Origin of the sequence: Phytobacter sp. RSE-02 (assembly GCF_040578655.1) — a bacterium.
GTDB classification, from domain to species: domain Bacteria; phylum Pseudomonadota; class Gammaproteobacteria; order Enterobacterales; family Enterobacteriaceae; genus Phytobacter; species Phytobacter diazotrophicus.
In genome coordinates this window covers 50,253-73,172 of record NZ_JBEULY010000017.1, presented here as the reverse complement: position 1 = coordinate 73,172, position 22,920 = coordinate 50,253, and the positions used below count along the sequence as shown (strand labels likewise).

Sequence of the window (22,920 nt, the reverse complement as noted above, 5' to 3'; positions counted from 1 at the left end):
CCCCCCTTGCCCGGCGGCGAAATTACACCTTTTTGCCGCCGGGCTTCAGGCCACGGTGAAACTCATTGATGCGCTTCACCGTTTTGATGGCACGCTGGGAGGTAGCCGACGCCACGGACAACACAATCATCTCCAGACACAGCAACACCGTGCCATGCAGCGGGATTTTGCCCTTCTCACCGCCGCGCGGCACATGGATCACCACGTCAGCCTCTTTGCTAAAACGAGAATCCAGCGCATTGGTCAGCAAAATCGTCGGAATACCCAGCCGTTTGGTCTCTTTCAGGGTCGTAAGACCCTCCCGATGGGCCGATTTCTGCGCCATCATCACCAGCACATCGCCGCGTTGCAGGCTAATCAACTGCTCTGCCAGCCCAATACCGGTACGGTTGAGGGCCACCGCGGGCAGCCCGACGCGGCTGAACAGGCGGGCGGTGTAATCGGCCAGAATCCCCGAAGCGCCAATCCCAAAAATGGCCGCCTGACGCGCCTCCACCAGCAGGGCGACAGCCTGTGCGATGGCATAACGGTTATCCGGCGCAGATAACACCTCGCAGGTGTACTGGTGCCCTTCGAGCACAAAATCGATGCCGGAATTAACATCGCATGACAGCGCCCCGACCGTGGTACTCATCTTTTCCGCCGAGGTCACCGTCGGCCCAAACCAGTGCTCCATCGTCTGTTTCAGGTCGCGTAATCCGGCAAAGCCGAGCGCCTGAATCGCGCGCACCACCGTGGCGTCCGAGGTTTGCGTGGCCGCCGCAATTTCAATGGCCGTATGCTCCAGCACCACGTCCCGGTTTTCGTGGATGTAGCGCGCCACCGACAATAAGCGTGGCGACAGCGTATGCGCCCGCGCCCGGTAGCGCTCGCCATAGACATCCACCCGCCCTTTGCTTTTCGTTGCGCGCATCATGGCGTTGCACCCGGTAACGGACGCCCGGCAATCTGCGATTGCACCTGCGCCGCCATCAGCCCCAGCGCCGCATAGGAGTTGGAAATGGCCTCTTCCCGTGAAATCAACACATAATGCCCGGTACGGCAGGCCGACAGAAAATTACACCAGCCCGGCATTACCGCATCCATCGCCGCCATCTCATCCTGCGGCTTACCGCCGGTATCCCCACGCCAGGTAGCGAAGACAAAATCGGCATCCAGCTCCGGCAACCGCTCCGCGCTGACATCAATACGTCCGCCCTCCGGGATGCGCTCAATCAGCGGCGGGAAGGTGAACCCGGCATCACGCAGCACACGTCCCAGCGAATGATAGGTATGCAGGGCGTTGATTTTCCCCTGGTTGGCCTGAATCACCGACACGCGGATTTTACCGGCATCCACCGTCGCTTTTAGCGCCGCGATTTGCGCCTGATAGCGACGTTCAAGAATGGCAAGTCGCGCCTGACTGCCGGTCAACTCCGCCAGTTTGCTGTAGATACGCGGCGCGCCACCGTCAAGGTGATCGATACTGACGGTCGGGGCGATTTTTTCCAGTTGCTCCACTGGCGTATTGCGACTCGGCTCGGTAATGATCAGATCCGGTTTTGCCGCCGCCACGGCTTCAATATCAATGGTTGCGGTGCCGATAAACGCGATCTGGCTGTTATCAAAATCCACCCCGGTCAACATCGCACTGGAGCGCAGCGTATGGCTGCCGTCGGGCCGGGTGCGACCATGGCTGGCGACCGGCGGCACGCCCAGCTCAATCAGCGGAATGGTGATATCGAGATCGTGCAACGAGACAATACGCTGCGGATGCAGCGGCACGGTCACCGTCCGCCCCAGATCATCGGTAAAAGTGCGGGTCGCGGGTTCGGCATGCACCGCCGTCACCGCCAGTAATAAAAAAGCGAAAAGTAAACGCATACGGCTCCCTGAGTTAAAACCGGTCCCGCCGCTGCCAAAGCAACAGCAGGAAAAATGGTCCGCCCGTCAATGAAATCACAATGCCCGCCGGGATTTGCAGCGGTGCAAATGCCAGCCGCCCGAGCGAATCGGCCACCAGCACCAGCAGCGCACCGAGCAACGCACTGCCGGACAACAGCGCCACCTGGCCGCCGCGCAGCAGAAAACGCGCCATATGCGGCGCAATCAGCCCGACAAAACCGATGCTACCCGCACAAGAGACGCAGGCGGCGGTCAGTAACACCGGAGCAAAAAAACGAATGCGCATCAGCCACGCCATCCGCACGCCCAGCCCGGCGGCGGCCTGATGGCCGAGCAGCGCCACATCTGAGGCCCGCGCGGTAACAAACAAAATCAGCGCGGCAGGCAGCGCCCAGCAGGTCGCCACCACCAGCAGCGGCCAGGTGGCGGTATGCAGGCTGCCCGCCATCCACACCAGCGCGGTCTGCACATCGCGCACATCGGCGGTGGTCATAAACACCCCGATGCCTGCCGCAAACGTCCAGGAGACGCCAATACCGAGCAAAATAAAACGCGGACGCGAAAAATCCCGCGCCAGCAGCAGCACAATCAACGCCGCCAGCAGGCCGCCGGCCATGCCCACTACGGGCCGCCAGGCCAGCCCCAGCGCCGGGAAGAGGAGGATTAACGCCAGCACCGCCACGCTACTACCCTCTTTCACCCCCAGCAGCCCTGGGTCCGCCAGACCATTGCGGGTGATCGACTGCATCGCCGCCCCGGCCATACCCAGCATGGCGCCGCACAGTAGCGCCATCAGCAGGCGCGGCAAACGGATATCCCACACGATGTACAACTGTTCGGCATTAAGTGCCTGTGGGAAAAAGAGAGCACGCCCGATCGCCGATGCGGGAACCGGTAGCGAGCCTTGCATCAGGCCGGAAAGTAATAACCCCAGCGCGAGCACCAGCAGCACGGCGCCCCACACTGCCGTCTTTGGCCGCCATAAACGGGAAAAACGCCCCAGACGAAACGAACGAAAGCCTGCGCGCGATAGCAGCGAACTCATTTGAATAACCTCGATGCCAGCAGGATAAACAGCGGTGCTCCCACGAGCGCGGTCATCACCCCGGTTGCCAGCTCATGAGGGGCGACCAGCGTACGGGCGGCGATATCCGCCAGCAGCAACAGTAACGCCCCTGTGAGCGCACAAAGCGGCACGCCCGGGCGCAGGTCATCGGTAGCAAAACGGCGCACCAGATGCGGGACGACCAGGCCGACAAAGCCGATCGGCCCGGCCAGTGATACCGCCGCCCCGCACAACAAGGCAATGGCAACAAGCCCAAGGCCACGGGTACGTGCCAGCGAAATCCCCAGCCCGATAGCCACCTGATCCCCCAGCGCCAGCATATTGAGCGCCGGGGCCACCCACAGTGACAGAACCAGCCCAATCGCTGCCACCAGCGCCGCAGTGCGGACCGCCTCCCAGCGTAGCCCTGCCAGATCCCCGGCAAGCCAGGTGCGCATTGCCAACAGGGTTTGTTCATCAAGGATCAGAATGGCGGCGGTGAGAGAGGAGGTAAACGCGGTGAGCGCCACGCCACACAGGGTGACCTTCATCGGCGTCAGTCCGCTTTTCCCGGCGCTGGCAATACCCATCACCAGCGCAAACAGCGCCCCGGCACCGCAGGCGGCGATCAGCGGTTGCCCAGGCCCGAAAGCAAGCCCAAGCGCGGTGGTCGCAACCACCGCCAGCGCCGCTCCTGCGTTCAGCCCAAGGATATGCGGCTCACCGAGCGGATTGCGGATCACCGTCTGTAACAGCGCCCCGGCGACGCCGAGCGCCGCCCCCACCACCAGCGCCGCCACAAGGCGCAGCAGACGCAGGCTGATAATTATCTGATGGTCGAAGTTGCGCGGGTCAAAGGCCAGAAACGCACGGACAACGGTTTGCGGGCCAATCGTGCGCGCCCCCAGCCCCAGATGGGCCACCGAGGCCAGCACGAGTAACGCCAGCACCAGCAGGAGTGCCAGCCCGCTTCGTCCGCTACGGCGGCGTACAAGAAGGGGTTGCGTGGTCATACGTGCGGCTCGTGCTGACGGCGAAATGGCATAAAGAAGGGTTTCCCGGTCATCGGGTTAATGGAGACATGCACATCAACATCAAAGACCGATTTGATAAGCTCCGCCGGGCAGGGATCGCCCTCGTGCAACACGCCTTCCACTTTGCCCTGACGCAGAAAGACCAGCGTATCGCCGTAATTCACCGCGAAGTTCAGATCGTGTAATACCACCACTACGGTGCGCCCGTGTTGGCGGGTCAGCGAATGCAGCAGTTCAAGGATCTCCACCTGATAACGCAGGTCGAGGAAAGTGGTGGGTTCGTCGAGTAAAATCACCGGGGTTTGCTGGGCCAGCGCCATCGCAATCCAACAGCGTTGACGCTGACCACCGGAGAGGCTGTCGACCGGAAGATGCGCGAACGCTGTGGTGCCGGTTACCGCCAGCGCCTCTTCAACCGCCTGCTGGTCGTCGTCAGACCATTGGCGCATAAAGGTTTGCCAGGGGAAACGTCCACGGGAGACCAGTTCAAACACAGTGAGCCCTTCGGGGACTAACGGTGACTGAGGCAGGATCCCCAACTGGCGCGAGACCGCTTTGGTCGGCTGTTGGTGAATGGCTTTGCCGTCAAGCTGGACGCTGCCGCCCAGCGGTTTGAGCAGGCGCGCAATGGTACTGAGGAGTGTGGATTTGCCGCTGCCGTTCGCACCGACCAGCACGGTCATTTTGCCGGAGGGGATGGCAAGGCTGATGCCATCAACAATCACCTTTTGTTGATAACCTGCCGAGAGATTATCCAGCACAATTCCGGGCCGACTGGCCGCGTTGTCCACCTGCTGTGGCATGTATACTCCTGCGCCGCAACCACGTGGTACACTCCGCGCGCGCCAGCTTAACAAATAAAAATAAATATCATTCTCTTTTAGATTTTGCCGCCAGGCAATGTAGTAGTCAAGAGATTCAAATACCCATAACTTCACCGGTTATTTTAGGGTGACTACAGCCACTTCATTGGCTGAGCTTTATTTTTAATCTTTTTATTTTCAATAAACTAAATGGATAAAGGGGATATTTTCAGGCGCATTTTCACCCGCAAAATGCGGTGTAGTCATTTTTCTCACTTTTCCATTTACTACTACATTTCGCCATGATTGAATGATTCTCAATTACATATCCGGCATGAATATTTCAAGCCGAAGGATAGATTTACAGTCGCGGGCAATGAATAAAAATCTTCCCTTATGCATGACTGGCAGAGGGCATTTTGGAAAAACGGACAACATGGCTGAGTTAACTTCTTCGATCTCCGGGAAAAAAGGGCACGCACTGTTTTCTGCGTTGTTCCTGGGGGCAACCTTTTCACCTCTGGCACAGGCAGCAACAAACGCTGCGCAGGATAAAGACAGTGACACGCTGACCGTACTGGCAGGCGCGTCATCGGCAGATCAGGCTGCGACGGCGGGCTATCAACCGCTGAACACCTCGGCGGCAACGCTCACCACCATGCCGCTGCTGGATATTCCGCAGGTGGTTAACACCGTGAGCGATAAAGTGCTGGAAGATCAGCATGCGACAACGCTGGATGAAGCACTGTATAACGTCAGTAACGTGGTGCAGACCAACACCTTAGGCGGCACGCAGGATGCCTTTGTGCGCCGTGGCTTTGGCGCGAACCGCGACGGGTCAATCATGACCAATGGCCTGAGAACGGTGCTGCCGCGCAGCTTTAATGCTGCGACCTCGCGCGTCGAAGTACTGAAAGGCCCGGCCTCCACGCTGTACGGTATTCTGGATCCCGGTGGGCTTATCAATGTTGTAACGAAACGCCCACAAACCACTTTTGGTGGCTCCGTCTCTGCCACCTCTTCCAGCTTTGGCGGTGGCACCGGGGATCTCGATGTTACCGGGCCGATTGAAGGCACTCGCCTGGCGTATCGTTTGACTGGCGAATATCAGAATGAAGATTACTGGCGCAACTTCGGTAAAGAGAAAAGCACTTTTATCTCCCCGTCGCTGACCTGGTTTGGCGATGACGCCACGGTGAGCGTGCTGTACTCGCACCGTGACTACAACACCCCGTTTGATCGCGGCACGATTTTCGATCTCAAGACCAAACAGCCGGTGAATGTCAGCCGTGAAACCCGCTTCGATGAGCCGTTCAACATTACCGATGGTGCGTCTGATCTGGCGCAACTGAATGCCGAATACCGTCTCAACAGCGCATGGACGGCGAAGTTTGACTACAGCTTTAGCCAGGACAAATACACCGATAACCAGTCGCGCGTGATGGCCTATGACGCCGCCACCGGGAATCTAACGCGCCGCGTGGATGCCACGCAGGGATCGACCCAGCGGATGCACAGCACCCGCGCCGATCTGCAGGGCAACGTGGATATCGCCGGGTTTTATAACGAGATCCTGACCGGCGTGTCGTATGAAAATTACGATCTGCTGCGTACCGATATGATTCGCTGTAAAAACGTCAAAGATTTCAATATCTATAACCCGACCTACGGCAAAGCCAGCAAATGTACGTCGGTGTCAGCATCGGACAGCGACCAGACCATCAAGCAGGAGAGCTACTCTGCCTATGTTCAGGATGCGCTGTACCTGACGGACAAATGGATCGCAGTCGCCGGTGTGCGCTACCAGTACTACACCGAGTACGCAGGCAAAGGCCGTCCGTTCAATGTGAACACCGACAGCACCGACGAGCAGTGGACGCCGAAATTCGGCCTGGTCTACAAGCTGACGCCGTCCATCTCCCTGTTCGGCAACGTGGCGCAGTCGTTTATGCCGCAGTACTCCATCGCCAGCTATATTGGCGATCTGCCGCCCGAAACCTCCACCGCGTGGGAAGTGGGGGCGAAGTTCGACCTCTTTGACGGCGTCACCGCCAATATTTCCCTGTTTGATATTCACAAACGCAACGTGATGTACAGCGAGATTGTCGGTGACGAGACCGTGGCGAAAACCGCAGGCCGCGTGCGTTCGCAGGGTGTGGAAATGGATATCGCCGGCGCGCTGACCAGCAATATGAATGTTATCGCCAGCTACAGCTATACCGACGCCAAAGTACTCGAAGACCCGGAATATGCCGGGAAACCGCTGCCAAACGTGCCGCGCCATACGGGTTCTGTGTTCCTGACGTATGACATCCGCAACATGCCAGGCGGCAATACGCTGACGCTCGGCGGCGGCGGTCACGGGGTGAATCGTCGCTCGGCTACCAACGGCGCGGATTACTACCTGCCGGGCTATTTTGTGGCTGACGCCTTCGCCGCTTACAAGATGAAGCTGCAATACCCAGTCACGCTGCAATTGAACGTGAAAAACCTGTTCGACAAGTCCTATTACACCTCGTCCATCGCCACCAACAACCTGGGTAACCAGCCTGGCGATCCGCGTGAAGTGCAGTTCACGGTGAAAATGGATTTTTAAGGTTAATGTTTGTGAGCATTGCCCCGCGTTTGCGGGGCTTTTTTTTGCCTGACGCAAGCCGCTCCGGTTTCCAGGGAAAGACATCGTTGCGCGTATTGCCTATGATGATCCGCTTAGCGTAACGCCCACAGGGAAAATACCGCACGTCAGGATCGGGAAATCAGATGACAAAAATTGAGCAGCTTGAGCAACTGGTGGCGAAATACCAGAATGATGTGGCCTACTACCACTCCAGAAAATATAACGAAACGCAGCTACGAACTGATTTTCTCGATCCGCTGTTTACCCTTCTGGGTTGGGACATTATCAATGCCCAGGGTAAACCAACCAACGAGCGTGAAGTGCTGGTCGAAGAGGGATTAAAAGCGCGGATGGGGGAAAACGCGAAGAAACCGGATTACACTTTCCGTCTGTTCTCCGAGCGTAAATTCTTTGTCGAAGCCAAAAAGCCGAGCGTGGATATTACCCTCGACCCGGAACCGGCAAAACAGGTGCGACGCTACGGCTTTACCGGCAAATTAAAAATCTCGGTGCTGACTAATTTCGAATATACCGCCATTTATGACTGCTCCAATCCGGTAGAACAGAGCGACCAGACCAGCCACTCACGTATCAAGCTGTATCACTACAGCGAACTGGCGGACCATTTCGATGAAATTATGGCGCTAATTGGCCGTGATAGCGTCTATTCCGGGCAATTTGATAACGAATGGTCCGCCATTGAAAGCAAAATCCTGCGCTTTAGCGTCGACGATCTTTTCCTCCGGCAAATCAATCAATGGCGTTTATTGCTCGCCAGGGAGTTTCTCTCCCTCAAGCCCGGTCTGAATGAAGAAGAGATCAACGATCTGACGCAGAACTACATTAACTGCATTGTCTTTTTGCGCGTCTGTGAAGATCGTGACTTAGAAGCTTATGAGACACTCTGGTCTTTAGCGCAGAAACAGGATTACCAGGCGCTGGTGCAGACGTTGCAGGCCTCGGATCGCAAATATGACTCCGGCCTGTTCGCCCTCGACCATATTGCGGAGCTGATCAGTAATGATAATTCTGCGATCTGGGAGATCATCAATCAGCTCTATTTCCCACAAAGCACTTACTCCTTTGCGGTCTTTTCTTCCGATATTCTCGGCAGTATTTACGAGATCTTCCTGAGCGAAAAAATCAAAATTGGCCCCAACGGCACGCCCGAAATTCGCCCTAAAGAGGAACATCTCGATCGCGATGTGGTGACCACACCGGTACACATCATTAAAGAGATTATCCGCAACACGGTAAGCGAATTTTGCCGGGGCAAAAACGATGAGCAGATCCTTAATGCCAAATTCGCCGATATCGCCTGCGGCTCGGGTGCCTTTCTTCTGGAGGTCTTTCAGTATCTCCAGGATACGCTGGTCGACTATTACATCAGGCACGATCGCACGAAGCTTCAACAGCTTTCGCCGCACAGCTTCAAACTGAAATTGTCGGTGAAAAAAGAGCTGCTCAGCCGCTGTATTTACGGTATCGATAAAGATTACAACGCGGTAAAAGCCTGTGCTTTCGGTCTGCTGCTCAAGTTGCTGGAAGGGGAATCGAAAGAGACGATTGGCGATGACAAACCCATCCTGCCGAAAATTCAGCGCAACATTATTTTCGGCAATAGCCTGGTGGATGCAAATGACGGGATTGCGGCGGCGGATAGCTACAGCGTGAACCCGCTGCATATTGATGAAAACAGCTTCGATGTGATTGTCGGCAACCCTCCCTATATGGCAACGGAGCATATGAAGCAGTTCACCCCGGCCGAATTGCCTGTCTACAAAAAGAAATACCAGTCGGCTTACAAACAGTTCGATAAATACTTCCTGTTTGTTGAACGCGCCATGCAGTTGCTAAAAGAGGATGGCTATCTGGGCTATATTCTTCCGTCCAAATTCACCAAAATCGGCGCGGGGAAAAACCTGCGTAAGCTGCTGGCGGATAACCGCTATCTGAGCAAACTGATTTCGTTTGGTTCGCATCAGGTCTTTCTCAATAAAACCACCTATACCTGCCTGCTGTGCCTGCAAAAATCGCCGCAGAATGAATTCGCTTTTTATGAAGTGAAAGACTTTAAAAAGTGGCTGACCCGTGAAGATAAATCGTCGCTGTTAAGTCTCCATTCGCCCGATAAGCTGGACTCCGACACCTGGGTGCTGGAGAAAGAAACGAACGATATTTTGCAGCGAATGTTCAGCAAGTCTGCCGAACTGGGGGAGATTCTGGGCAAAGGAGCCATTGCCAACGGTATCCAGACCAGCGCCAATGAATATTACGTACATAAAAGCCTGAAAACGGAAAATGGCTATGTCTGGTTCGTTTACGACGGCGTGGAATATTCAGTTGAAGAGGCCTTAACCCGCCCCTATTTTGAAACGCCACGCTCGGGTCAGGATAACTTCTACAGCTATAAAGATGTGGAGCCGAACGCCTTCGTCATTTACCCCTATCATAAGGTGGATGGCCGCATTCAGTTTATTGAGTACGACGATTTACGTGCCCTTTATCCGCAGACGTTCGCTTTTCTGCAGGTGGTCAAACCGCATCTTGATAATGGCAAGCGGTCGATAAAACCAGACCCGACAACGCCGCATGAGTGGTATCGCTATGGGCGCAGTCAGGCGCTGGAGAACTGCGATGTGCCGCAAAAAATTATCGTCGGCGTGCTGTCGAATGGCTACAAATACGCCATTGATAACCACCGGACGTTTGTCTCTTCCGGCGGCACCGCGGGCTACAGCATTATTAACGTTCCCGACGACTGCCCCTACTCCATTTACTATATTCAGGCGCTGTTGACTTCCCGCCATCTGGAGTGGTTCGCATCGATTTATGGGGAGATTTTCCGCGGCGGCTTTATCGCCAGGGGCACCAAAATCCAGACCCGGATGCCGATTCCGACCATCCGCTTTGCCGACATCGCGGACGCGGCGCGCCATGATGATATCGCCACTCTGCAAAGGCAGCTCAACCACCTGTACGCGCAGATTACGCAGGCATCCGCACGGGAAAAAATCGTTTATCAGCGCCAGTTTGACACCCAGCAGGCGCGGATGGACGCGTTGATTACGGCGCTGTTTGATTTGGGTGAGCTGGACGAGAAAATCCCGTCGGTAGAGGTGTTGTATAAGGGGCTGTGAGTGGTTTTCTCCCGGATGGCGGCGCAAACGCCTTATCCGGGCTATCCCACAGGGAGAGGGGGAAAACCAGTCGTAGCCCCGGTTAGCGAAGCGCCACCGGGGGGGAAGTTATTTCCGTAACCGGCGATCCTTTAACTTTTCCCAGATCGCCATCAGCCTATCGTTATCACTTTTGCTAAAACCTAACGCCGCGAGGATCTTCTCGCCCTGGCTGCGGATCACGGCGGCGATCTCACCGACTTTCACCTGCTGGTTGATACCCGCCAGATCGTGTTCCATCCCCTCAATAACCGGGATATACAGTTGTTCAATCTCCGACGGCACCAGCTCCAGCACGCCGCCACCGTAATAGCGCCCTTCCAGTTCAGCGGTAATGGCCGTCAGCGGATTTAAAAAACTGCACACCAGATTTTCACTGCTGGTAAAGGTCGAACGCACACGATAGGCGGTATCGGTGGTGTAGGCTTCTGCCTGATTGAGGATTAAACGCGGCGCTTCATGGCAGCGTTTCAGCATGCCGATACTGGTGCTGTAAACCGAAGGGACCTTGTACCACGGCTTGCGAATGCGGCACTTATAGCGCGTGTGCAACTCCTGCGACTGGCCGAAAAGGATGTACTCCTTCACTTTTAACGGTAGCGCGTCGAACTCGTCGGCGATATACACAAAATTAGTCGGCAGGCCGTCACGCTGGTTTTCCGCATGTTGGTTTGCATCGTACAAAATCCCCGGACAATGCTGGCTGCGGCCAAACATCGGATGGGCATAATCGGCCAGTTGATACTGCTCAACGGTCTGGTTATCCACGAGGAAAAACTCATTCGCCCCGGTGACGATCCCCACGTCCACGGTGGCAATATCATTAAACTGATGCACCGACGCATGATTGATAAGCGACTGAATCAACGCCAGCTCATCGCGCTCCAGCACCGCTTTGGTCCATTTCCCGGCGACAGTTTCCCCGTTGATCCCCGGCGTACGCGCAAAGAGCGCGTTGGGATCTTCGGCAAGGAAATCAAAGCCGTTAACGCTGACGATCCCCACACCTTCGGTTTCCTGCTGTGGATCGGTTTTCTTCTCAGCCAGGATGATCACCGCCCCCTGCAGGGTGTCTTCAAACCAGATCTCTTTCGGATCGATAATCACGATCTTCGAGCACACCTGCCCCGCGTAACTGCGCAGCGACTGCGCATGCATCACGTGAATGATTTCCGATGGGATCACCATGCCAAGCCGCCCGCCCTCTTTAAGCAGCGCCAGCGAGGAGAGCAAAAACGGGACCCAGGCATTGGTATGTTTGGTGAATTTCTGCTTGAGCTGTTTAAACACCAGCTCCGCCTGCACCTGAAATTCATTTTCGAGGAACTGGTAGCGGATAAACGGCGGATTGCCTACCACGCCATCATAAAGCGTATGGTTTTCAGCGAGTTGCTTATTGGCCCACACCAGGTAGTCGCCTTCGGTCACCGTCGCGTTGGAAAACCCCAGGGTCTCGCAGCGCTGCACGGCTTTTTGCGCCTCGATATCAAAAAGCTCAAAGCATTCCAGGTTGACCGCTTTATCGCCATTGTTGTTATGAATAGCCTGAATAAATGCACCATCACCGCAACTCGGTTCCAGCACGCTGGCCGGATGTGTGCTCAACACCCAGCGGGTCACGTAATCGGCTAAGTTTTGCGGCGTATAGTAACCACCCCGGAGTTTCTGGCTGGTCTGGTCTGCTTTGAATTTCATTCGTTACCTTTGAAAAGCCCGCGCGGTCAGTGCGCCGTTTCTGCGCGACATAGGGTACAGCCTTTGCTGCGATTCTCAAAGGATGAGGAAAACGGTAGCAAGCCCCTTAAATCCACAGGGTTATTGCGATTAAAAAAGTGAACGCAAAATGTGTCTGCCATCATATTTCACAGTGAATAGTTCTCTCAATAAACTATTTGTGAGTTTAATCGCGGATATTTTTTCATATTTATCTATTTTTAGTACTCCCGTAACGTCAGAGGACGCTGTAATGAAATACCGATTGAGTTACCGCCTCATTGCTCAGGGCGGTCTGAACGCCTGGTACAATCTCGATCCGCGCATTACCAACGACTTCCCTCGTTAATTCTCCGCTGCCCATTATTCATTAAAAAAATCAAACTCAACACGACGTTGAGCGATATTTTTTTGCGCGCTTTATACCGCCGGAAATATCGTGACGTCGCAAGGCACGCTATTGGAGAAATATTATGAAACGCATCCCAGAACCTTTCCGCATTAAAATGGTTGAGAATATCCGCATGACCACTTACGACGACCGCGTCAAAGCGCTGGCCGAAGCCGGATATAACCCTTTCCTGCTTAATAGCGAGGATGTGTATATTGACCTGCTGACTGACTCTGGCACAGGGGCCATGAGTGATCGCCAGTGGGCCGGGCTGATGATGGGCGACGAAGCCTATGCAGGCTCACGTAACTACCAGAATTTATGCGCAAAAGTAAAAGAGATCATCGGCTATCCGTTCACCATTCCAACCCACCAGGGGCGCGGTGCTGAACAGATCCTCTTCCCATCGCTGATTGCGCGCTGCAAATCGAAAAAACCAGTCTTTATTTCCAACTTCCACTTCGACACCACCGCCGCACATGTGGAACTGAACGGTGCGAAAGCCATCAACGTAGTGACGCCGAAAGCGTTCGATACCACCTCCTGGTACGACTGGAAAGGCAACTTCGATATCGCTCAACTGAAAGCGACCATCGCCGAGCAGGGTGCGGAAAACGTGGCGGCGATCGTCACCACCGTGACCTGTAACAGCTCCGGCGGCCAGCCGATTTCACTGGCCAATATGCGTGAAGTCTACCAAATCGCGAAAAGTCATAAGATCCCGGTGGTCATTGACTCCGCGCGCTTCTGCGAAAACGCCTGGTTTATTAAGCAGCGCGAAGAGGGCTGCGCGGATAAATCGATTAAAGAGATCATCCGCGAGATGTATACCTATGGCGACATGCTGACCATGTCCGCGAAAAAGGATCCGCTGGTGAATATCGGCGGCATGTGCTGCTTCCGCGAAGACGAAGATCTGTTTAACGAAGTACGCATCCGCTGCGTGCCGATGGAAGGCTTCGTCACTTACGGCGGCCTGGCCGGACGCGATATGGAAGCGATGGCTATCGGCCTGGAAGAAGGCACCAACGAAGATTACCTCACCTACCGTATTGCACAGGTGGAGTATCTGGGCGAACGTCTGCGCGAAGGCGGTATTCCGATCCAGTACCCGACCGGCGGCCACGCGGTGTTTGTCGATGCCAAACTGCTGCTGCCGCATATCCCGGCGGAACAGTTCCCGGCACACGCACTGAATAACGAACTGTATCTGGAAGCGGGTATTCGTAGCGTGGAAATTGGCTCGCTGCTGTTAGGGCGCGACCCGGCCACCGGCCTGCAAAAACCGTCGCCGATGGAGCTGCTGCGCCTGACTATTCCGCGCCGTGTCTACACCAACGACCATATGGACTACATCGCTGATTCGCTGATTGCCGTGAAAAAACGCGCATCGTCCATCAAAGGCCTGACCTTCACCTATGAACCGCCGGTATTGCGCCACTTCGTGGCCCGTTTAAAACCGGTGGAATAAAACTCACCCGGACGCGCCTGCAACGGGCGCGTCTTTCCGATGTTACGCCTGAATAGCTCTACCCCAAATAATTCGAGTTGCAGAAAGTTAGCAAGAGCAGAACCTCCAGGAGCTTACAGAAGGGGGTGAGCACGCCAACGCATATGCAACGTGAAAGATGACGGGTATATACGTCGCCCACTCGGGCGATGCGGAATATGACGTCTATGGAAACGTACTATGGCTACTCTATCAGTAACAAATAAAGCGCCATCGCTCGTTGGTGGCGCAATGATTATTGGTGGCACCATTATTGGCGCGGGCATGTTTTCTTTACCGGTTGTCATGTCTGGCTCATGGTTTTTTTGGTCACTGCTCGCATTAGTTTTTACCTGGTTTTGTATGTTGCATTCAGGATTAATGATCCTTGAAGCTAACCTGAATTATCATATTGGCGCCAGCTTCGACACTATTACCAAAGACCTTCTCGGTAATCGCTGGAATATTATTAACGGCCTTACCGTCGCGTTTGTTTTATATATTCTGACGTACGCTTATATTTCCGCCAGCGGCTCCGTTATTCACCATACCTTTTCACAAATGAATATCGACTTCCCGGCACGGCTGGGCGGGTTGTTATTCGCGCTGGTCGTGGCCTTTATTGTCTGGCTGAGCACACGGGCCGTCAGCCGCATGACCACCATTGTGCTGGGCGCCAAGATCCTCACCTTCTTTATGAGCTTTGGTGGGTTAATCTGGCACGTGCAGCCAGCGGTACTGTTTAACACCGCCGAAGTGAACCCCAGCTACCTGCCCTATCTCGTGATGACCCTGCCGTTCTGCCTGGCCTCGTTTGGGTATCACGGCAATGTGCCCAGCCTGATGAAATACTATGGCAAAGACCCGCTGACTATCCGCCGCTGCCTGCTGCTCGGTACGCTGATGGCGCTGGTTCTCTACGTTTTCTGGCTGGTCGGTACGATGGGTAATATTCCGCGCCCGGCATTTATTGATATCGCCGGGAAAGGGGGCAACATCGATGTGCTGGTACAGGCGCTGAGCGGTGTGCTGAACAGTCGCGGGCTGGATTTGCTGCTGACGGTGTTCTCAAACTTTGCCGTCGCCAGTTCGTTCCTCGGCGTGACGCTGGGGCTGTTCGACTATCTGGCGGATCTGTTTAAGTTTGACGACAGCCCGCAGGGGCGTTTTAAGACCGCGATGGTCACATTCCTGCCGCCAGTTATTGGGGGCGTGCTGTGGCCGAACGGGTTTATTTATGCGATTGGCTTTGCCGGATTAGCCGCGACTGTCTGGGCGGCGATTGTGCCGGCGCTGCTGGCCAGCGCATCGCGTAAACGCTTCGGCAGCCCGCATTATCGTGTGTGGGGCGGTAAGGCGATGATTATATTGATTCTGTGTTTCGGCGCGGGTAACGCCATTATTCACGTGCTTTCCAGCTTTCATCTGTTGCCGGTGTACCGCTAGTTTGCCCTCACCCTGCCCCTCTCCCACCGGGAGAGGGGATCAGGACCGTGGCCCGGACATGAGACCGCATCCGAGATGGCGATTATTCGTCGAAATACCAGTAGCCCTGGTTCACCAGCCCGGTCAGCTCGGTAATAAAGGTTGAGTTATTCAACGCCTCCCCCAGTTCCTCTTTACCGATCAACAAATGGCGGCACAGCGCTTCTGCGGCTTTCGGCGCAACGGTATCGAAACGCTCGCTATTCACGAAGAAACAGTCGCTAACCTGGAACACGCGCAGCCCGCCCAGACGCGTCAGCACCTGGCCTTCCTGCAATGCCTCCAGCACTTCCTGCGGCTCATACGGCGGTTCGGCCGGGGCGATATCCAGCTCATGGCGCGGTGTAGTGATAAAACGGCCAAACCACTGCTTGAAATCCTCCGGCTGATTGATCATCTCGATCATCATGCCGCGCAGACGCTCCAGCTCGTACTCTTCAACCCGCCCCGGATTTTCACGGCAGGTTAAATCCGGATCGGTGTAGTGATCGCCGCCCAGATCTTTATCAACCGCATAATCAGCAAAGCTGCTGATCAGATCGCGGCCATTCGGCCCACGAAAACCGATGGAATAGTTAAACGCGGTCTCGTGGGTAATACCGTCGTGCGGGAATCCCGGCGGAATATAGAGAATATCGCCCGGCGCCAGATCTTCATCAATAATCGGCTCAAACGGCTCAACGTGGAGCAGCGCCGGATGCGGACAGAACTCTTTCAGGGGCAATTTATCCCCTACGCGCCAGCGGCGGCTGCCCATCCCCTGGATAATGAAAACATCGTACCAGTCGATATGCGGGCCAACGCCGCCACCCGGTACGGAAAAAGAGATCATCAGATCGTCAAAGCGCCACTCCGGGATCGCACGGAACGGTTTAACCAGCTCAGCAGACGGCGCATGCCAGTGGTTTACCGCCTGCGCCAGCAGCGACCAACCGGTTTCCCCCAGGCCATCGAAATGTTCGAACGGGCCGTTACTGGCTTGCCATTCACCGTTGAAATGGCTGACGAGGCGGCTGTCGACTTCCACTTCCATCGCCAGGCCTGCCAGCTCATCTGGGGTGATCGGATCAACAAAGTTCGCAAACGCGTTTTTCAATACAACCGGCTTTTTCTGCCAGTATTTCTCTAAAAATTCAGGCCAGTTAAGGTTTAGTTGGTAAGCCATGGGGTCACACCTGTGGAATGATAAGCGGGCGTGATTATGTGAGGGATCGGCGGGATTTACTTTGTCGGTGGTCAAGGGTTAGACGTAAGCAGGATCACGCATAGCACAACTTAAAATCCACTTTTTATTTGTGGTTATATGATCGTGCGGCACTTCTGCTCTGGCGAAAGCATGTACATTTATTGTTCATCTCATCAAACAAGGAGTGTCCTATGTCCCAACATGAAGCGTGCTGCCATTCCTGCGGAATGCCGCTTTCCGCCCCTGATGCCCTGGGGCCGAGCGACAAATACTGCAAGTATTGCACCGACAGCGAAGGCAATCTTAAATCCTGGGAGGAGGCGGTAGCCGGACTTGCAGGCTATCTTGATTCATGGCAACACGTCGGGCCGGAAGAGTCACGCAAGCGCGCGGTGCGCTATCTGACGGCCATGCCGGCCTGGGCAGACAAAGCGCAGGGGCCGGTATAACACGCAAAAGACAAAGGGGAAGCGTCATGTACGAGGAGTTTCAATGGGTTAACGAACCTGCCCAATGGCAATATGAAGAGGGTGTCCTGTCGGTCGTCACCGATGAACACACCGATTTCTGGCACAAAACCTGGTACGGTTTCGAGCGCTTCTCCGGTCATCTGTTCGCCAAAGAGGTCGCTGAGGATTTTACTTTTCAGGTCAAAATCTGTGCGGAATTCACCACCCTTTATGACCAGGCGGGCATTATGTTGATGACCGATAACCGCCACTGGCTGAAGGCGGGTATTGAATTCAACGATGGCGCCCCCGCTATCGGTAGCGTGCTGACACTGGACTATTCCGACTGGGCGACGGGGATTTTTCCGGGCAACCCGCGCGAATTCTGGCTGCGTCTGACGCGTAAAGATGACGCCCTGCGTCTGCAATATACGACGGATGGTCTGAGCTGGCCGTTGCTGCGTTTGTGCCCTTTTCCCGCCGGAAAAGTGAAGGTCGGGGTGATGTGCTGTACCCCGGAACGGCAAGGATTAGCGGTGAAATTCAGCGACATGACGTTAACACCGCCGCTCAATAAGTCCTTGCACGATCTCAGTTGATAATCACGGCATCTGGTTTTCAAAGAAATGTGACAGGCAGAGAGGAGAAGTGGCAACAGACCGCAAGAACCCCCCTAAGCCAGAAAACGCAACGGGCCGTCAGGCCCGTTGTGGATATCGCTATTGCAGTTCCTTCACTCTGGCGCGCTGCGCCTGTTTGCAATAATGGTCGTAATGTTCCTGGAACCACTGTTTCTGCTCTTCGGTCATATTGCCGGTAACGGCATCAATATCAACTGGCTGGCCCATCGCATACATACGGGCAAAACTGCGTGCCAAAAAATCAAAATTCTTCACTGCGTTCAGGTCTTGTCTTTTCATTCGCATACTCCTTCAGTCCGCCGACGTGCTGTGTAAGGCCATATGCATCTCTGTCTTAAGTATTGTCTTATAAATGAACATTTCATAAGCATTGCGTGCCTTCGCAACGACCCGATTGTCCATAACGTCGCCTTGCGCACAGAGTGAAAAAAAGCGTGCCACTGAGTACCCACACAGATCACACTCCTTAAGCAAAATAATTCCCTTATAGATGTTGCGTGTTAACATTGACTAGATAAATATTTCTTAGCGAATACCGAGGCTTCGATGCTGGAGAATGCAACCATCTGATAATCAGCTTTCCGACCCGTGCGGCCGGGCTGGTTATCACTGCGCTAAACACTCGCGCTAACACCCCAGGGTGTTGGCAGGTTTTGCACAAGATGATTACAGGCATTTTCAGCATGAATATTTCCCGTCAGGAACAACGTACCCTGCACGTCCTTGCCAAAGGCGGACGTATCGTTCATACCCGCGACACCTCCGGGCGCGTCACCGCCGTTGAGTGTTATACCCGTGAAGGGCTATTGCTCAGCGACTGCACGCTCGCCGTCTTCAGGAAACTGAGAAGCAAAAAACTCATCCGCTCGGTAAATGGTCAGCCCTATCGCATTAACCGTACCGGTCTGAGCAATGTCCGCGCACAGTTGGACAACCAATAATTGGTGTTAAGCAATCCCCACCCGCGCAGGTGGGGATTACCTGGCAAGTCGGCGACCAGGTTAAAACCCTGAGCTATCGCCGTGCGCTGATAGCCCGCTCGCCCACTGGCAGCAAGGGAGGAACAGCACACTGTAGCCGTTTTGATAACACTAGCCCCCGCCATTGCTTTTCCCTGGTGAAAATAGTACGGTCACACGCAGAGAATTCCTCGTGAATGGTAAAAATTATGCCGATAATTCAGTCTGTTGAACGTGCTTTGCAGATCCTCGACCTGTTTAACGATCAGGCGACGGAACTCAAAATCACCGAGATAAGCAAACAGATGGGATTAAGCAAAAGCACCCTTCACTCGCTGCTCAAAACGCTTCAACTTCATGGCTATATCGATCAGAACCCGGATAACGACAAATATTGTCTGGGGATGAAACTGGTGGAGCGCGGCCACTTTGTCGTGGGCACCATGGACATTCGCCAGAAAGCAAAAAGCTGGCTTTCCGCCCTTTCCCAGGAGACGGGGCAGACGACCCACCTGGGGATTCTGGACGGCAACGAAGGCGTTTACATAGAAAAAATCGAAGGTAAGCAGGCGGCCATCGCCTATTCACGCATTGGCCGCCGCCTGCCGGTACACGCCACGGCCATTGGCAAAGTACTGCTGGCCTGGCTTGGGGACGAGGAACTTAACGCCATACTGGACGGGTATGCGTTCACGCGCTTTACGCCAGCCACCCTGACCGATCGCGACGCGCTGCTGACCGCGCTGGCACAAACCCGCCACAACCATTACGCACTCGATAACGAAGAGAACGAGCCGGGCGTGCGCTGCATCGCGGTGCCGGTATGGAACCACGAATCGCGGGTTATCGCCGCGCTCAGCCTCTCCACCCTCACCTCGCGGGTTAACGACGACCAACTGGCCGCCTGCCGTCAGAAACTGATGGAGGCCGGGCTGGGGCTGTCAAAAACGCTGGGCTACCGCGAACGCTAGCCCGCCATCCTGCTACGCCTCGGGCTGATAGGTGAACGAGGCGAAATCAGCATGGCAACCGTCGCCGCTGATATCCTCGCAGTGCAGGCCAACAAACGCCCCGGTAAAGAAGCCCCGGCCGCCAATATAGTCATCCGATAGCTTCCACGCCTCAAAGGTCAGCGGAATGGCCTGCCAGTTTTCCCCATCAAATGAATAGCTGTAATGGTACTCAAGCTGATCGACATCCACCCGCAGCCAGACGTACTCCACACTCTCCGGCACCTCAATGGGCTTATCGTACAGGTGCCAGTGGGCCACGTTATGGTCGAGCCGGATAATTTTCAGCGTCCGCCCGCGCCCCTCCTCATAGTCCATAAAACAGTACGACCAGTTTTTGCTGTTGTAATAGCAGGTCAGCCCGGCACTCTGCTGGAAGTGGCGCGGCGAAAAGGCCATCTGCGTTTCGGCGCGAAAACGGAAATGCTGCCAGCGGCGGGCCACCGTTGACTGGGTAAAGGTGGAGTTGAGCGAGTCATTGCCGTAGAGGCGCAAAAAGCCGGGACGGGCAGTGAGCGAACCTAACTGCTCATCAAACGGAATACGCAGCGTTTGCAATTCCGGGTCGAGCCGTTCGCTGTCGAAGTCTGTGCGCCATGCGCCTGTGCCTGCGCCAGGCTGCTCCGTCATCCGGGGCCCCGGCACCGTCAGCGCCGCATGTTTGCCCCCCTCAACGTAAGGCCAGCCATCACGCCATTCGATGCGGGTTATCCCCGTCTCGCGCCCGAGCGGACAGTATCCGCGCCCGCCAGCCGCCAGCCGTGGAATGCCCGGCAGATGCAGAGGCCGGCTGGTCAGGTATGCCATATACCATTCGCCGGTATGGGTCTCCAGCAGCGAGCCGTGACCACTTTTTTGCAGCGGATTTTCCGGCAGGTGCCAGCTCGTCATCATCGTGACGTCCGGGTGCAACTCATAAGGCCCGGTAATGTCCTTCGCCCGTAACACCACCACCGCATGTTCGTAGCTGGTACCCCCTTCCGCCACCAGCAGATAGTAGTAGCCATCGCGGCGATAAAGATGCGCCCCTTCGGTATAACCCAACGGCGTACCGGTGAAGAGCGTGGAACGCTGCGGCGAGAGAGAGTGTGTGTCGGCAAAAAATTCCTGCATCACAATGGTGTTATGGGGGTTGCTGTGATGGCGCGGCCCCCACGGACGATAGATGTAATATTTGCGCCCGTCCGTATCGTGGAACAGCGACGGGTCGAACCCGCCGTTGCCCATGGGAATGGGATCGCTCCACGGCCCCTCCACCGAGGGGGCGGTGACCAGGAAGTTGCGGCCATTTTTCCACGGCGAATCAACAATTTTCACGTCGGTATAGAGCAGCCAGAACTTGCCATCGGCGTAGCTCAGGCAGGGTGCCCAGATGCCGCCGGAGTCCGGGTTGCCTTTCATATCCAGCAGCGCCACGCTGTCGAGCGGTGTACTCACCAGCGACCAGTTTTTCAGGTCGCGAGAGTGGTAAATACGTACGCCGGGGAACCACTCAAACGTGGAGGTGGCGATGTAGTAATCCTCGCCCACGCGGCACAGTGACGGGTCCGGGTTGAAGCCGGTCAGGATCGGGTTTTCAATCTGGTACATGGTTCTCTCCTCAGTTCACCGCCGCCGCGGCATCGGCAGGCTGCGTTGCAGGGTGCGCAGCGCGTTGACGTTGCAGTTGCTGGCTGATCTCTTCCACCCGTTTGCTGCTCAGTTTGTAGAACGACAGCAGCGTAAACATGCCGACATAGAGCACCACCGGCACAATGCAGAAGAGGATTTTGATGGTGGTCAGGACGTTATCCGGCTGTACGGCGTTGCTTGCCGAGTAGCTGGAGAACGCAAGGATCCAGCCCACCAGCGCGCCGCCAATCGCCAGGCCGATTTTCAGGCTGAACAGATAGGTAGAGAAGACCAGCCCGTCGAGGCGGCGCCCGCTGCGGCTCTCTTCATAATCGACCACATCGGAGGCCATCAGCCATTGCAGCGGCGTGGTGGTGTTAAAGACAAACAGGAACAGAATATTGAGCGCGAAAATCAGCGCGATATTGTCTGAAGGAATAAAGAAAATGCTCAGACTGATCAGGGAATAAATACCAATGATCCACTTGAATGAGGTAACACGGTCGAAGCGCCCGAGCAGGCGAGATGAGCACAGGGAGCCGAACATGGTCGCCAGGCTTCCGTAAAGCAGGAACTGCGTTGCCAGCTCCGGATGGTCCATTACGTATTTCACAAAATAGAGCGTCGCGCCACCGCGCACCACGTTGGAGCCAGTCGCCATCATTTTAAAGGCGCACATAATTCGCCACTGACTATTACCCATTAAGAGTTTCAGGTCTTTCTTAACGGAAGCGCCCGGCTGGACGTCGAAGGTATAACGTTCTTTGGTGGTAAAGAAGCAGACAAACAACAAGATAACACCGCAAATACCCAGCACGCACATCGCGCCAAAATAGCCCACCTGCTCATTGCCTTTGCCGATAATATTTACCAGCGGCAGGGCAATACCGCTGATGGCTAATGAACCGGCAGCGGCGAGGAAAAAGCGCCAGGATTGTAACGCGTGGCGCTCTTTAGGATCAGAGGTAATAACGCCAGGCATGGCGCAATAGGGAACGTTAACGAAGGTATATACCAGCGTCAGTAAAATATAGGTAATCGAGGCGTAGATAATTTTCCCCTGTGCGGAGAAATCCGGCGTATAGAACGTTAATACGCAGACGATACCAAACGGGATCGCGCCCCACAGCAGATACGGGCGGAACTGGCCGTAGCGGGTACGTGTACGGTCAACCACCAGCCCCATCAGCGGGTCGGTTACCGCATCCAGCACGCGCGAAATCAAAAACAGCGTGCCCATGACACCCGCGGACAGGCCAAAGACGTCGGTATAAAAGTACGCCAGCAAAAACATGGTGGCCTGCCAGACAAAACCGCAAGCGGTATCCCCCAGCCCGTAGCCGATTTTATCTTTCATCGTTAATTGCATGTCTACCTCCAGTCATATGAGAGGGATGGATTGCGAATGGCCGGGACCTACAAAA

At 55.3% G+C, this 22,920-nt stretch carries 19 protein-coding genes; 9 read left to right on the top strand and 10 right to left on the bottom strand.

Features of this window, described 5'->3' with window-relative positions:
* Positions 1-22: 22 nt before the first annotated feature.
* Genes ABU190_RS23760 through ABU190_RS23740 form a run of 5 tightly spaced genes read right to left on the bottom strand, consistent with a single transcriptional unit; the run spans position 23 to position 4,766 of the window.
* Complete coding sequence (locus ABU190_RS23760) at positions 23-916, bottom strand: MurR/RpiR family transcriptional regulator (protein ID WP_108702094.1); 894 nt, start codon at positions 914-916, stop codon at positions 23-25.
* The gene (locus ABU190_RS23755; RefSeq protein WP_354692542.1) at positions 913-1,863 is read right to left on the bottom strand and encodes an ABC transporter substrate-binding protein; all 951 of its coding nucleotides are present in this window, start codon (positions 1,861-1,863) and stop codon (positions 913-915) included. The genes ABU190_RS23760 and ABU190_RS23755 overlap by 4 nt, the downstream gene beginning before the upstream one ends.
* Before the next feature lie 13 nt (positions 1,864-1,876).
* Positions 1,877-2,929: an iron ABC transporter permease gene (locus ABU190_RS23750; protein ID WP_354692541.1), complete on the bottom strand. Its 1,053-nt coding sequence runs from the start codon at positions 2,927-2,929 to the stop codon at positions 1,877-1,879.
* A complete protein-coding gene (locus ABU190_RS23745) occupies positions 2,926-3,942 on the bottom strand; it encodes an iron ABC transporter permease (RefSeq protein ID WP_354692540.1) in 1,017 nt (338 codons plus the stop codon). Before ABU190_RS23745 ends, ABU190_RS23750 begins: the two co-directional genes overlap by 4 nt.
* On the bottom strand, positions 3,939-4,766 hold the full coding sequence (locus ABU190_RS23740; protein WP_271848693.1) for an ABC transporter ATP-binding protein: 828 nt from the start codon (positions 4,764-4,766) through the stop codon (positions 3,939-3,941). Before ABU190_RS23740 ends, ABU190_RS23745 begins: the two co-directional genes overlap by 4 nt.
* 436 nt (positions 4,767-5,202) lie before the next feature.
* On the opposite strand from ABU190_RS23740, the gene ABU190_RS23735 reads away from it, so the two are divergent.
* The gene (locus ABU190_RS23735) at positions 5,203-7,362 is read left to right on the top strand and encodes a TonB-dependent siderophore receptor (protein ID WP_169039986.1); all 2,160 of its coding nucleotides are present in this window, start codon (positions 5,203-5,205) and stop codon (positions 7,360-7,362) included.
* A 164-nt stretch (positions 7,363-7,526) separates the two neighbouring features.
* Entirely contained in the window at positions 7,527-10,523 is a 2,997-nt protein-coding gene (locus ABU190_RS23730; RefSeq protein ID WP_354692539.1) for an N-6 DNA methylase, read from the top strand.
* 108 nt (positions 10,524-10,631) lie between these two features.
* Here ABU190_RS23730 and ABU190_RS23725 read toward each other — a convergent pair whose 3' ends face one another.
* Complete coding sequence (locus tag ABU190_RS23725; protein ID WP_354692538.1) at positions 10,632-12,257, bottom strand: N-6 DNA methylase; 1,626 nt, start codon at positions 12,255-12,257, stop codon at positions 10,632-10,634.
* 271 nt (positions 12,258-12,528) lie between these two features.
* Here ABU190_RS23725 and tnaC point away from each other — a divergent pair, with 271 nt between their 5' ends.
* The 3 genes from tnaC to mtr all read left to right on the top strand — a co-directional run bounded on the left by tnaC (position 12,529) and on the right by mtr (position 15,601).
* On the top strand, positions 12,529-12,624 hold the full coding sequence (gene tnaC, locus ABU190_RS23720) for a tryptophanase leader peptide (RefSeq protein ID WP_072039686.1): 96 nt from the start codon (positions 12,529-12,531) through the stop codon (positions 12,622-12,624).
* 124 nt (positions 12,625-12,748) lie between these two features.
* Complete coding sequence (gene tnaA, locus ABU190_RS23715; RefSeq protein WP_039076882.1) at positions 12,749-14,137, top strand: tryptophanase; 1,389 nt, start codon at positions 12,749-12,751, stop codon at positions 14,135-14,137.
* A gap of 219 nt (positions 14,138-14,356) precedes the next feature.
* Entirely contained in the window at positions 14,357-15,601 is a 1,245-nt protein-coding gene (gene mtr, locus ABU190_RS23710) for a tryptophan permease (protein WP_354692537.1), read from the top strand.
* An 82-nt stretch (positions 15,602-15,683) separates the two neighbouring features.
* On the opposite strand, the gene ABU190_RS23705 is transcribed toward mtr, so the two are convergent.
* Positions 15,684-16,805, bottom strand: a complete 1,122-nt coding sequence (locus ABU190_RS23705; RefSeq protein WP_354692536.1) for a cupin domain-containing protein — start codon at positions 16,803-16,805, stop codon at positions 15,684-15,686.
* 212 nt (positions 16,806-17,017) lie between these two features.
* On the opposite strand from ABU190_RS23705, the gene ABU190_RS23700 reads away from it, so the two are divergent.
* Positions 17,018-17,275 carry a zinc ribbon domain-containing protein gene (locus tag ABU190_RS23700; protein WP_125125408.1) on the top strand — a complete coding sequence of 86 codons (258 nt, stop codon included), beginning with the start codon at positions 17,018-17,020 and terminating at the stop codon, positions 17,273-17,275.
* Positions 17,276-17,301: 26 nt separating this feature from the next.
* On the top strand, positions 17,302-17,874 hold the full coding sequence (locus ABU190_RS23695) for a DUF1349 domain-containing protein (RefSeq protein WP_354692535.1): 573 nt from the start codon (positions 17,302-17,304) through the stop codon (positions 17,872-17,874).
* A gap of 120 nt (positions 17,875-17,994) precedes the next feature.
* Here ABU190_RS23695 and glgS read toward each other — a convergent pair whose 3' ends face one another.
* A complete protein-coding gene (gene glgS, locus ABU190_RS23690) occupies positions 17,995-18,195 on the bottom strand; it encodes a cell surface composition regulator GlgS (protein WP_039076887.1) in 201 nt (66 codons plus the stop codon).
* Positions 18,196-18,599: 404 nt separating this feature from the next.
* On the opposite strand from glgS, the gene ABU190_RS23685 reads away from it, so the two are divergent.
* Together ABU190_RS23685 and ABU190_RS23680 are read left to right on the top strand one after the other, a co-directional pair.
* Complete coding sequence (locus ABU190_RS23685; RefSeq protein WP_039076906.1) at positions 18,600-18,857, top strand: YjhX family toxin; 258 nt, start codon at positions 18,600-18,602, stop codon at positions 18,855-18,857.
* A gap of 227 nt (positions 18,858-19,084) precedes the next feature.
* Entirely contained in the window at positions 19,085-19,846 is a 762-nt protein-coding gene (locus ABU190_RS23680; protein ID WP_193795009.1) for an IclR family transcriptional regulator, read from the top strand.
* A 12-nt stretch (positions 19,847-19,858) separates the two neighbouring features.
* Here ABU190_RS23680 and ABU190_RS23675 read toward each other — a convergent pair whose 3' ends face one another.
* Positions 19,859-21,475: a glycoside hydrolase family 43 protein gene (locus ABU190_RS23675; RefSeq protein ID WP_354692534.1), complete on the bottom strand. Its 1,617-nt coding sequence runs from the start codon at positions 21,473-21,475 to the stop codon at positions 19,859-19,861.
* Between the two features lie 10 nt (positions 21,476-21,485).
* Complete coding sequence (locus tag ABU190_RS23670; RefSeq protein WP_039076889.1) at positions 21,486-22,865, bottom strand: glycoside-pentoside-hexuronide (GPH):cation symporter; 1,380 nt, start codon at positions 22,863-22,865, stop codon at positions 21,486-21,488.
* Positions 22,866-22,920 lie beyond the last annotated feature (55 nt).

Coding starts and splice junctions, on each gene's coding strand:
- ABU190_RS23705 (WP_354692536.1), bottom strand. CDS start 16,805: ATGGCTTACCAACTAAACCTTAACTGGCCTGAATTTTTAGAGAAATAC.
- ABU190_RS23725 (WP_354692538.1), bottom strand. CDS start 12,257: ATGAAATTCAAAGCAGACCAGACCAGCCAGAAACTCCGGGGTGGTTAC.
- tnaC (WP_072039686.1), top strand. CDS start 12,529: ATGAAATACCGATTGAGTTACCGCCTCATTGCTCAGGGCGGTCTGAAC.
- ABU190_RS23730 (WP_354692539.1), top strand. CDS start 7,527: ATGACAAAAATTGAGCAGCTTGAGCAACTGGTGGCGAAATACCAGAAT.
- ABU190_RS23740 (WP_271848693.1), bottom strand. CDS start 4,766: ATGCCACAGCAGGTGGACAACGCGGCCAGTCGGCCCGGAATTGTGCTG.
- ABU190_RS23695 (WP_354692535.1), top strand. CDS start 17,302: ATGTACGAGGAGTTTCAATGGGTTAACGAACCTGCCCAATGGCAATAT.
- mtr (WP_354692537.1), top strand. CDS start 14,357: ATGGCTACTCTATCAGTAACAAATAAAGCGCCATCGCTCGTTGGTGGC.
- ABU190_RS23685 (WP_039076906.1), top strand. CDS start 18,600: ATGAATATTTCCCGTCAGGAACAACGTACCCTGCACGTCCTTGCCAAA.
- glgS (WP_039076887.1), bottom strand. CDS start 18,195: ATGAAAAGACAAGACCTGAACGCAGTGAAGAATTTTGATTTTTTGGCA.
- ABU190_RS23745 (WP_354692540.1), bottom strand. CDS start 3,942: ATGACCACGCAACCCCTTCTTGTACGCCGCCGTAGCGGACGAAGCGGG.
- ABU190_RS23675 (WP_354692534.1), bottom strand. CDS start 21,475: ATGTACCAGATTGAAAACCCGATCCTGACCGGCTTCAACCCGGACCCG.
- ABU190_RS23700 (WP_125125408.1), top strand. CDS start 17,018: ATGTCCCAACATGAAGCGTGCTGCCATTCCTGCGGAATGCCGCTTTCC.
- tnaA (WP_039076882.1), top strand. CDS start 12,749: ATGAAACGCATCCCAGAACCTTTCCGCATTAAAATGGTTGAGAATATC.
- ABU190_RS23670 (WP_039076889.1), bottom strand. CDS start 22,865: ATGCAATTAACGATGAAAGATAAAATCGGCTACGGGCTGGGGGATACC.
- ABU190_RS23735 (WP_169039986.1), top strand. CDS start 5,203: ATGGCTGAGTTAACTTCTTCGATCTCCGGGAAAAAAGGGCACGCACTG.
- ABU190_RS23755 (WP_354692542.1), bottom strand. CDS start 1,863: ATGCGTTTACTTTTCGCTTTTTTATTACTGGCGGTGACGGCGGTGCAT.
- ABU190_RS23760 (WP_108702094.1), bottom strand. CDS start 916: ATGATGCGCGCAACGAAAAGCAAAGGGCGGGTGGATGTCTATGGCGAG.
- ABU190_RS23680 (WP_193795009.1), top strand. CDS start 19,085: ATGCCGATAATTCAGTCTGTTGAACGTGCTTTGCAGATCCTCGACCTG.
- ABU190_RS23750 (WP_354692541.1), bottom strand. CDS start 2,929: ATGAGTTCGCTGCTATCGCGCGCAGGCTTTCGTTCGTTTCGTCTGGGG.